Below are 9,981 nucleotides of genomic sequence, written 5' to 3' on the forward strand. Positions count from 1 at the left end.
GCACGTAGCAGAAACGTAGCGGGAGACCAGAAGGTTCCCCGAATCCCGTACTTCTACACGGCTTCGGCCACAGTGAGTTATGCGACGTCGGGCCGTTGCGCGGCGGCCGACCGGGGTCCAGGGCACCCCGGTCCGGCCGTCCGAGCCGCGCGACGGCCCGGCGTACGGTCACTCCCCGCGCATCCACTGCTCCATCACGGAGAGCAGGTGATCGGGATCGACCGGCTTGGTCACGTAGTCGGAGGCGCCCGACTCGATGGCCTTCTCGCGGTCTCCCTTCATCGCCTTGGCGGTGAGCGCGATGATCGGCAGCCCGGCGAACTGCGGCATCCGACGAATCGCCGTCGTCGTGGCGTAACCGTCCATCTCGGGCATCATGATGTCCATCAGAACGACCGTCACATCGTCGTGCTGCTCCAGGACTTCGATGCCCTCGCGCCCGTTCTCCGCGTACAGCACCGAGAGCCCGTGCTGCTCCAGGACGCTGGTGAGCGCGAACACGTTGCGGATGTCGTCGTCGACGATCAGCACCTTCTCGCCCTCGAAGCGGATGCCATGGCGCGGCTGCGGCTCCTCGTCCTGCCGCCCCGCGGCCGCCCACTGCTCCTGAGCCGCCCCCGCGGACCCGTCGGGCAGACCCGGCAGCGCGGCCCGCTGGTCGGCCGCGGGCACCCCCCTGCGGCGCCGCCTGAAGAGCGCGGCGGGCCCGTTCTGGGTCGCGTGGAACGACTTCATCTCCGCCGGCGTCTCGATGCCGACCCCGGACAGCTCCGCCTCGGAGGCCAGCAACTCCCCCGCCTCCAGTGCCGGTGCGAGCTGACCGTAGCCCTGCGGCGGCAGTTCGCTGGGGTGCAGCGGCAAATACAGCGTGAACGTCGAACCACGCCCCGGCTCGCTCTGCGCATGGATCTCGCCGCCCAGCAGACGTGCGATCTCCCTCGAGATGGACAGCCCGAGGCCGGTACCGCCGTACTTCCTGCTCGTCGTGCCGTCCGCCTGCTTGAAGGCCTCGAAGATCACCCGCATCTTGCTGGCCGCAATGCCGATGCCCGTGTCGGTCACCGAGAACGCGATCAGGTCGGCGTCCGCGTCACGCAGCGACCCCGACTCCAGCAACTGCTCCCGGATGGCCACCGGAACATCCCCGCCCGCCGGCCGGATCACCAGCTCGACGGCTCCGGAGTCGGTGAACTTCACCGCGTTGGACAACAGATTGCGCAGCACCTGCAGGAGCCGCTGTTCGTCCGTGTGCAGGGTGGCGGGCAGTTCCGGCGACACACGTACGGAGAAATCGAGCCCCTTCTCTGCCGTCAGCGGACGGAAAGTGGCCTCTACGTAGTCGACGAGTTGCACCAGGGCGATGCGCGTCGGCGACACGTCCATCTTGCCGGCCTCGACCTTCGACAGGTCGAGGATGTCGTTGATCAGCTGCAGCAGGTCGGAGCCCGCGCCATGGATCGTCTCGGCGAACTCGACCTGCTTGGGAGTGAGGTTGGAGTCCGCGTTGTCGGCGAGCAGCTTGGCCAGGATGAGCAGCGAGTTGAGCGGCGTACGCAGTTCGTGCGACATGTTCGCCAGGAACTCGCTCTTGTAGCGCATGGAGACCGCGAGCTGCTCGGCACGCTCCTCCAGGACCTGCCGGGCCTCTTCGATCTCGGTGTTCTTGACCTCGATGTCGCGGTTCTGCCGGGCCAGCAGCTCGGCCTTCTCCTCCAGCTCGGCGTTGGAGTCCTGCAGGGCCTTCTGCCGGTTCTCCAACTCGGCCGAACGCTCCCGGAGCTGCTCGGTGAGCTCCTGCGACTGCTTGAGCAGCACCTCCGTCTTGGTGTTGACGGAGATGGTGTTGACGCTCGTCGCGATCATCTCGGCGATCTGGTTCAGGAAGTCCTTCTGGATGTGCGTGAACGGTGTGAAGGACGCCAGTTCGATGACGCCGAGGACGGTCCCCTCGAAGAGCACCGGCAGCACGATCACCTGCGCGGGCGGCGCCTCACCGAGCCCCGAGGAGATCTTCAGGTAACCGCTCGGCGCGTTCTCCACCAGGATCGTGCGCTTCTCCTGCGCGGCCGTCCCGATGAGCGCCTCGCCGGGCCGGAACGACGTCGGCATGGAGCCCATCGAGTAGCCGTAGGAGCCGAGCATGCGCAGTTCGTACGCCTCGTCGTCGGCGGCGTCCTTGCCGTCGACCAGCGGCATCGACAGGAAGAACGCTCCGTGCTGCGCCGAGACGACGGGCGTCAGCTCACTCATGATCAGCGACGCCACGTCCTCCAGGTCGCGGCGCCCCTGCATCAGGGCGGAGATGCGGGCGAGGTTGCCCTTGAGCCAGTCCTGCTCCTTGTTGGCGATCGTGGTGTCACGCAGGTTGGCGATCATCTTGTTGATGTAGTCCTGAAGTTCCTGGATCTCGCCGGAGGCGTCCACGTCGATCTTCAGGTTGAGGTCGCCTCGCGTCACCGCCGTGGCCACGCGCGCGATGGCGCGCACCTGCCGGGTCAGGTTCCCGGCCATCTCGTTCACCGATTCGGTGAGGTCTCGCCAGGTGCCGTCGACATCGCGCACGCGTGCCTGACCGCCCAACTGGCCTTCCGTGCCCACCTCACGGGCGACTCGCGTGACCTCCCCGGCGAAGGATGACAGCTGGTCGACCATCGTGTTGATGGTGGTCTTCAGCTCCAGGATCTCGCCGCGCGCGTCGATGTCGATCTTCTTGGTCAGGTCGCCCTTGGCGATGGCCGTGGTGACCATCGCGATGTTGCGCACCTGACCGGTCAGGTTGGACGCCATCGAGTTCACGGACTCGGTGAGGTCCTTCCACGTACCCGAGACGCCCGGCACGCGCGCCTGGCCGCCGAGGATGCCGTCCGTGCCCACCTCGCGGGCCACGCGCGTGACCTCGTCGGCGAACGAACTCAACGTCTTCACCATCGTGTTGACGGTGTCGGCGAGCTGCGCGATCTCGCCGCTCGCCTCGACCGTGACGTTCTTGGTGAGGTCGCCGTTGGCCACCGCCGTGGCGACCTGGGAGATGTTGCGCACCTGGCTGGTCAGGTTGTTGGCCATCAGGTTGACGTTGTCGCCCAGGTCCTTCCAGATGCCGGTCACTCCGGGCACCCGCGCCTGACCGCCCAGGTTGCCGTCGGTGCCCACCTCGCGGGCGACCCGGTTCACCTGCTCGGCGAAGTTGGACAGCTGGTCCACCATCGTGTTGACGGTGGTGACGAGTTCGAGGATCTCGCCCTTCGCGTCGACGGTGATCTTCTTGGACAGATCGCCCTTGGCCACCGCGGTCGTGACCTCGGCGATGTTGCGCACCTGAATCGTCAGGTTGTTCGCCATGAAGTTCACGGACTGCGTGAGGTCCTTCCAGGTGCCGGAGACACCCTGCACCTCGGCCTGCCCACCGAGCATGCCCTCCGTGCCCACCTCGCGGGCCACCCGTGTCACCTGCTCGGCGAAGCTCGACAGCTGGTCCACCATCGTGTTGAGGGTGTTCTTGAGCTCCAGGATCTCGCCGCGCGCGTCCACGTCGATCTTCTGCGACAGGTCACCCCGGGCCACCGCCGTGGCGACCTGCGCGATGTTGCGCACCTGGGCGGTGAGGTTGCCCGCCATGCCGTTCACGGAATCGGTCAGGTCGCGCCACACACCGGCGACGCCGGGCACCTGCGCCTGACCGCCGAGGCGGCCCTCCGTACCCACCTCACGGGCGACCCGCGTGACCTGGTCGGCGAAGGCGGAGAGCTGGTCGACCATCGTGTTGATGGTGTTCTTCAGCTCCAGGATCTCGCCGCGCGCGTCCACGTCGATCTTCTGCGACAGGTCACCGCGGGCCACCGCCGTGGTGACCTGGGCGATCTGCCGTACCTGCGAAGTGAGGTTGCCCGCCATGAAGTTGACGGAGTCGGTGAGTTCCTTCCAGGTTCCCGAAACGCCGTCCACGCGTGCCTGACCGCCCAGCCGGCCCTCCGTGCCCACGTCGCGCGCCATCCGGGTCACCTGGTCGGCGAACGAGGACAGCTGATCCACCATCGTGTTCACGGTGTTCTTCAGCTGGAGCATCTCGCCGGACACGTCGACGGTGACCTTCTGCGACAGATCACCGTTGGCGACCGCCGTCGTCACCTGGGCGATGTTCCTCACCTGTCCGGTGAGATTCCGGAACGCCGTGTTGACGGAGTCGGTGAGGTCCTTCCACGTACCGGCCACACCCGGCACCTGCGCCTGCCCGCCCAGTTCACCCTCGACGCCGACCTCGCGCGCCACGCGCGTGACCTCGACACCGAACGACGACAGCTGGTCGACCATCGTGTTGACGGTGTTCTTCAGCTCCAGCATCTCGCCGGCGACGTCGACGGTGACCTTCTGCGACAGGTCCCCGTTGGCCACGGCCGTCGTCACCGCCGCGATGTCCCGCACCTGCGTGGTGAGGTTCCGGAAGACCGTGTTGACCGAGTCCGTCAGGTCCTTCCAGGTGCCCGCCGCGCCCGGCACGTTCGCCTGGCCGCCGAGCTGCCCCGCCGCGCCGACCTCGTTGGCGACGCGGGTGACCTCGTCGGCGAAGATCCGCAGCGTCTCCGTCATCTGGTTGATCGTCTCGGCGAGCTTCGCGACCTCGCCGCGCGCCGACACCGTCACCTTCTGCGACAGGTCACCGTTGGCGACCGCCGTCGTCACCTGCGCGATCCCGCGCACCTGGGCCGTGAGATTGCCGGCCATCAGGTTCACCGAATCGGTGAGGTCCTTCCACACACCGGCCACACCCGGCACCTGCGCCTGCCCGCCGAGCTCGCCCTCCGTGCCCACCTCCCGTGCGACTCGCGTCACCTCGGAGGAGAACGAGGAGAGCTGGTCCACCATCGTGTTGACGGTGTTCTTCAGCTCCAGCATCTCGCCGGCCACGTGAACGGTGACCTTCCGCGACAGATCACCCTTGGCGACCGCCGTCGTCACGAGAGCGATGTCACGCACCTGCGCCGTGAGCCGGTACGCCATGGTGTTGACCGAATCCGTGAGGTCCTTCCACGAACCGGACATACCACGCACCCGCGCCTGGCCGCCGAGCTTGCCCTCGGTGCCCACCTCGCTGGCCACCCGCGTGACCTCGTCGGTGAACGTCGACAACTGGTCGACCAGGTTGTTGACCGTCCGCCCGACCTTGAGGAACTCACCTCGCAGCGGATGCCCGTTCCCGTCGGCCGCCTGAGCGCGCAGCTCCATGCGCGGCGACAGATCACCCTCCGCCACCGCGGACAGCACGCGGCCGACCTCGGAGACGGGGCGCACGAGATCGTCGACCAACGCGTTCGACGCGTCGATCGCGGAAGCCCAGGAGCCCTCGCAGGCGCCCGCCTCCAGTCGTTCCGTGAGCTTTCCCTCACGTCCGACCATGCGCCGCACCCGCGACAGCTCACCCGTCAGATGCAGATTGCGGTCGGCCACTTCGTTGAAAACCGCCGCGATCTCGGACATCACGCCGTCGCCCGAGACCGTCAGGCGCTTTCGGAAGTTGCCGTCCCGCATCGACACCAGGGCCACCAGCAGCCTGTTGAGGGCAGCCGTGTCCACTGCGGTGGTGCCATTGCGTGGTTTGCGCTGGTTGTTCAGGGACTGTCCGCCTTTTGCGCGCGTCTTAGTGCCCCGCGTCGCTGCGCCAGACTCCACTGTGTCCCTCCCGCAGGGATCGACCGTTACTGCTCGGCGTAATCAAGTTGCCGCTCGGTGTGCTCGGACCTTCTCTAGGAGCTTGCCCAGTGTTTCACCATGGTTGAACCAGGCCATAACAGTTCGGCAGCTTCGCACATCGTCCGCACACCCTCCGGACGGAAACACTGGTGACCGGCATCCGCATGGACCGCGAAGGTAAGTAACCTTGCATGCGGCTGTCCAGCCGCGCCGGTCCCGTCCGGCCTGGGCGGTGGCACGAGTACGAGCGGGCAGGCATCGGAGGGGCACCGCACCATGACCACCGGACTGCATCCTGGGGGACAACCCCAGGATCCCCGGCCCACGGGGAACCAGGCTCTGCCCCGGCAGGAGCAGGCAGGGCATGAGGCCCTGCATGTCGAGAACCGGACAAGGAGTTCTGTGATCACCGCGCGCGCGGCCGCCAGCTTCGAGCCCGTCGGGCGATCCGTCGCGACCGCTCGTTCCTTCGTCCGTGACACCCTCCAAGGCTGGGGCTTCGCCGACATCATCGACGACGCGGTGGTCCTCACCAGCGAACTCGTCACCAACGCCGTGGTGCACGCGGGCACTGCCGCGGACGTCCTGTGTCTGCGGAGCGACGACGGCGTACGCATCGAGGTGGCGGACCGCTACCCGGAACGAGAGATTCCACTCCAGGCCGCGGCCATCAACATGGGCAGCCCTGACCGCGAGGGCGGCCGGGGCCTCCAGCTCTGTGCGGCGCTGGCCGGCCGCTGGGGCGTGGAGTACACGCCCACGCACAAGCAGGTCTGGTTCCAAATCGCCCTCCCCGACCGCCCGGTGGGCACCCGCGCCGCCGGCCCGGCCCTCCCGGCCGACCTCCTCCCGCTCGCCGACGGCCGCGTCCGCGTCGCGGTCGTCCAGATCGACCGCGCCGGCGCCATCAACGCCTGGAACGAGGACGCGGAGGAGCTCTTCGGGTACACGGCGGAACTGGTCATCGGCAAACCGCTCACGGACCTCGCGGCCTGGCCGCACACTCCCGGCACCAGCACCGGCATCGTCGAGGCCCTCCAGCTCTCGCGCTGGGAGGGCAGCTACGGCATCCGCGGCGCCAACGGCCGCGTGACACCGGTGTACGCCTCCCATCTGCGTGTACGTGACACGGGCGGCGAGCCGTCCACGGTCTGTCTTCTCGTACGGGACCACGAGCGCGCCGTCCTGCAGACGCCGCTGCGCATGCCCGCCTCGGACTCGTCCTCCGGTGCCGAGGGCCAGCCCTCGGACCCCTTCGAGGTCTTCATCGGCTCCCCGGCCCCGGACGACCTGGACGGCCTCCTGCAGCGCACGGTGGAGCGCGCCCGCGACATGCTCGACGGCGACTCGGCCTTCCTCCTCCTGGCCACCGACGACGAGACGGAGCTGGAGGTGCGCGCCTCCACGGGCCTGCCCTCCGCCCGTCAGCGCTTCGCCCGCGTCCCCGTGGAAGCGGGCCCCGGGCGGTACGGCTCGGCCCGTATGCCCGCCGTCCACGAGGACCTCACGGTCGTCCCGGGCGCCGTCCCGCTGCTGAGCGGCACCGGCATGCGCTCGGTCGTCACGGTCCCGCTGAAGGTCGAGGGCCGCCTCACCGGCTCCCTCGGCGTGGCAGCCGAGGGTCCCGGCCGGTACACCAACGAGGAGGCGCTGCGCCTGCAGTTCGCCGCCGACCGCATCGCGCTCGCCGTGGAGTCCGCCCGCCTCGGCGAGCTGGAGCGTCTGCGCCGCGGCTCGCTGAGCTTCCTCGTCGAGGCCTCCGATCTCCTCGCGGGCACCCTGGACCGCGACCAGACCCTCGCCCTCATGGCGCAGATGACGGTTCCGACTCTGGCCACCTGGTGCGCCGTCTACACGATCGCCGACCAGGCCTCGGACCCGTACCTCTCGTACGTCCTGCACGAGGACGAGGAGCGCATCGACGGCCTCAAGGCCCTCCTGTCGAAGATCGCCCCGCCGGACCCGGTGCCCACTCCGGGCGCCCGCGTCTGGTCGGCCCCGGCGGAGGCGGCCCACCAGGCGGCGCTGCGCACGTCCATGCGCAGTCTCGGGCTCAACGAACCCTCGACGGTGAGTTCGGGCATCGGTACGACGCTGGCGACGGCGTCCGCGGTGGGCGGCGAGACGGTAGTGCTCCCGCTGGTGGCCCGCAACCGCGTCATCGGCATGCTCACGCTGGGCAAGCCGTCCGACGAACATTTCCGCCAGGAAATCCTGGAGCTGGCCGAGGACTTGAGCCGCCGGGCCGCCCTGGCCCTGGACAACGCCCGCCTGTACTCGGAGCGCATGGCCATCAGCCAGTCCCTCCAGCGCAGCCTCCTCCCACCTGAGCTCCCCCACATCGAGGGCGTCGAGGTCGAGGTCATCTACCGCGCGGCCGGCGAGGGCAACGAGGTCGGCGGCGACTTCTACGACCTCTTCCCGATCCGCGACGGCGCCTACGGCTTCGCGATCGGCGATGTCTGCGGTACGGGCCCGGAGGCCGCGGCGGTCACGGGCCTGGCCCGGCACGCGCTCAGGCTGCTGGCCCGGGAGGGCTTCGGCGGTCCGGCGGTCCTGGAGCGCCTGAACTCCGCGATCCTCGACGAGGGCGCCCGCAGCCGCTTCCTGACGCTCCTGTACGGCGAGTTGTGGCCCCAGGAGGACGGCTCGGCGATCCTCAAGGTCGTCTGCGCCGGGCACCCGCTCCCGCTCCGCCTGCGCCAGGACGGCACGGTCGAACCGGCCGCCGAACCGCAGCCGCTCCTCGGCGTCATGGACGACCTGGAGCTGTACGAGCAGACGGTCACCCTCGATCCGGGCGATGTCCTGCTCTGCGTCACGGACGGCGTCACGGAACGCCGCGAGGGGACACGCATGTTGGGCGACGACGGCCTCACGGACGTCCTCACGACGTGCACGGGTCTGACGGCGGGCGCGGTGGCGGCCCGGATCATGCGCGCGGTCGAACGCTTCGCCTCGGACGCCCCGTCGGACGACATGGCGATTCTCGCCATGCGCGTGCCGGGCCTCCAGAGGGACTGAAGTCCCGCACCAGGGCACGAAAAAGGCCCCGCCCGGGAGGGCGAGGCCTTTTCTGCTGTGGAGCCCCCTAACGGAATCGAACCGTTGACCTTCTCCTTACCATGGAGACGCTCTGCCGTCTGAGCTAAGGGGGCCTGTCACTTTTTTGAGGTTTCCCTCGCGGCAACGAAATAGATCATACCCCGAACAGGCCCGTGCTCCCAACCAGTCCCAGGGGATCAGAAAGCGGGCTGCAGCAGCCCGCCGAGCGCATTGCACGCGGAGACGATCCGCTGCATCTCCCGCTTCGTCAGTGCCCCGTCCACCGGCAGCGCGAGGGTCTCGTCCGCGGCCCGCTCGGTCTCGGGCAGGTACACGTCCTGACGGAACCCGGGCATACGGTGCACCGGCGTCTTCACCGGCACCCGGCACTCAACTCCCCTGGCCCGTACGGCCCGTGCGAAGGCATCCCGGTCCGGCCGCCCGTTGCCCGGCACCCGCACCACGTACTGCTGGTAGGTGTGCCCGTCACCACCATCGGGCGTCCGCACTCCGCTCAAACGCCCGTCGAGGTACGCGGCCCGCTCCCGGCGCTGCGCGATTTCGTCGTACCGCGCCTCGGACTCGCCCTGTTCCAGCACCAGGAGCCCGTGCCGCTGCCCGAGTGCTCGCAGGCGCGCGATGTCGGCCGACCGCCCGAAACGGTGTACGGCGACGACGGCTGCCGAACGGGCAGTGACGACTGACTCGATCGCGGTGGCGTCGAGGCAGTAGGTCGCCGGATCTATGTCGGCGAACACCGGTGTCGCGCCGGTCAGGGTCACTGCCTCGGCGACTTCCACGTTCCCGAACGCCGGCACGATGACCTCGTCACCGACTCCGACTCCGGCGGCCCTGAGCATTGCTGCGGTACCCATGATGCGGATGCTGGTCGCACAACGTGAACTGCAAGTGACGCAGAACAAAAAAGAGCTGGTCCCCAAACCGAAGTTCGGGAACCAGCTCTTTGAATGATTGTTCGGCGGCGTCCTACTCTCCCACAGGGTCCCCCCTGCAGTACCATCGGCGCTGTGAGGCTTAGCTTCCGGGTTCGGAATGTAACCGGGCGTTTCCCTCACGCTATGACCACCGAAACACTATGAAACTGTCAACCGGAGCCGTGGCATAGCTACGACGGTTGTTCGTGGTTTCAGAACCAACACAGTGGACGCGAGCAACTGAGGACAAGCCCTCGGCCTATTAGTACCAGTCACCTCCAGCGGTTACCCGCCTTCCAGATCTGGCCTATCAACC

3 protein-coding genes, 1 tRNA gene and 1 rRNA gene are annotated in these 9,981 nt (G+C 68.3%); 1 reads left to right on the plus strand and 4 read right to left on the minus strand.

Going from position 1 to position 9,981, the window contains the following annotated elements:
- Window positions 1–168 precede the first annotated feature (168 nt).
- Complete coding sequence (locus tag ABZS97_RS12680; protein ID WP_356136722.1) at window positions 169–5,664, minus strand: HAMP domain-containing protein; 5,496 nt, start codon at window positions 5,662–5,664, stop codon at window positions 169–171.
- A 297-nt stretch (window positions 5,665–5,961) separates the two neighbouring features.
- Between ABZS97_RS12680 and ABZS97_RS12685 the strand changes: the two genes are divergently transcribed.
- Window positions 5,962–8,709, plus strand: coding sequence for a SpoIIE family protein phosphatase (locus ABZS97_RS12685; RefSeq protein WP_356136724.1), 2,748 nt, complete (start codon window positions 5,962–5,964; stop codon window positions 8,707–8,709).
- Window positions 8,710–8,767: 58 nt separating this feature from the next.
- On the opposite strand, the gene ABZS97_RS12690 is transcribed toward ABZS97_RS12685, so the two are convergent.
- From ABZS97_RS12690 to rrf, 3 genes are all read right to left on the minus strand, one after another.
- A tRNA-Thr gene (locus tag ABZS97_RS12690) sits at window positions 8,768–8,843 on the minus strand.
- An 84-nt stretch (window positions 8,844–8,927) separates the two neighbouring features.
- On the minus strand, window positions 8,928–9,590 hold the full coding sequence (locus ABZS97_RS12695) for a DegT/DnrJ/EryC1/StrS family aminotransferase (RefSeq protein WP_356136732.1): 663 nt from the start codon (window positions 9,588–9,590) through the stop codon (window positions 8,928–8,930).
- Window positions 9,591–9,704: 114 nt separating this feature from the next.
- Window positions 9,705–9,821: ribosomal RNA gene (gene rrf, locus ABZS97_RS12700) — 5S ribosomal RNA — on the minus strand.
- Window positions 9,822–9,981: the final 160 nt, after the last annotated feature.

This window comes from Streptomyces sp. NPDC005485, assembly GCF_040606085.1.
In the GTDB taxonomy this organism is placed as follows: Bacteria; Actinomycetota; Actinomycetes; order Streptomycetales; family Streptomycetaceae; genus Streptomyces.

Bases quoted from the DNA above. Each gene is read 5' to 3' on its own strand.
- ABZS97_RS12685 (WP_356136724.1), top strand. From the start codon at position 5,962: ATGACCACCGGACTGCATCCTGGGGGACAACCCCAGGATCCCCGGCCC.
- ABZS97_RS12695 (WP_356136732.1), bottom strand. From the start codon at position 9,590: ATGCTCAGGGCCGCCGGAGTCGGAGTCGGTGACGAGGTCATCGTGCCG.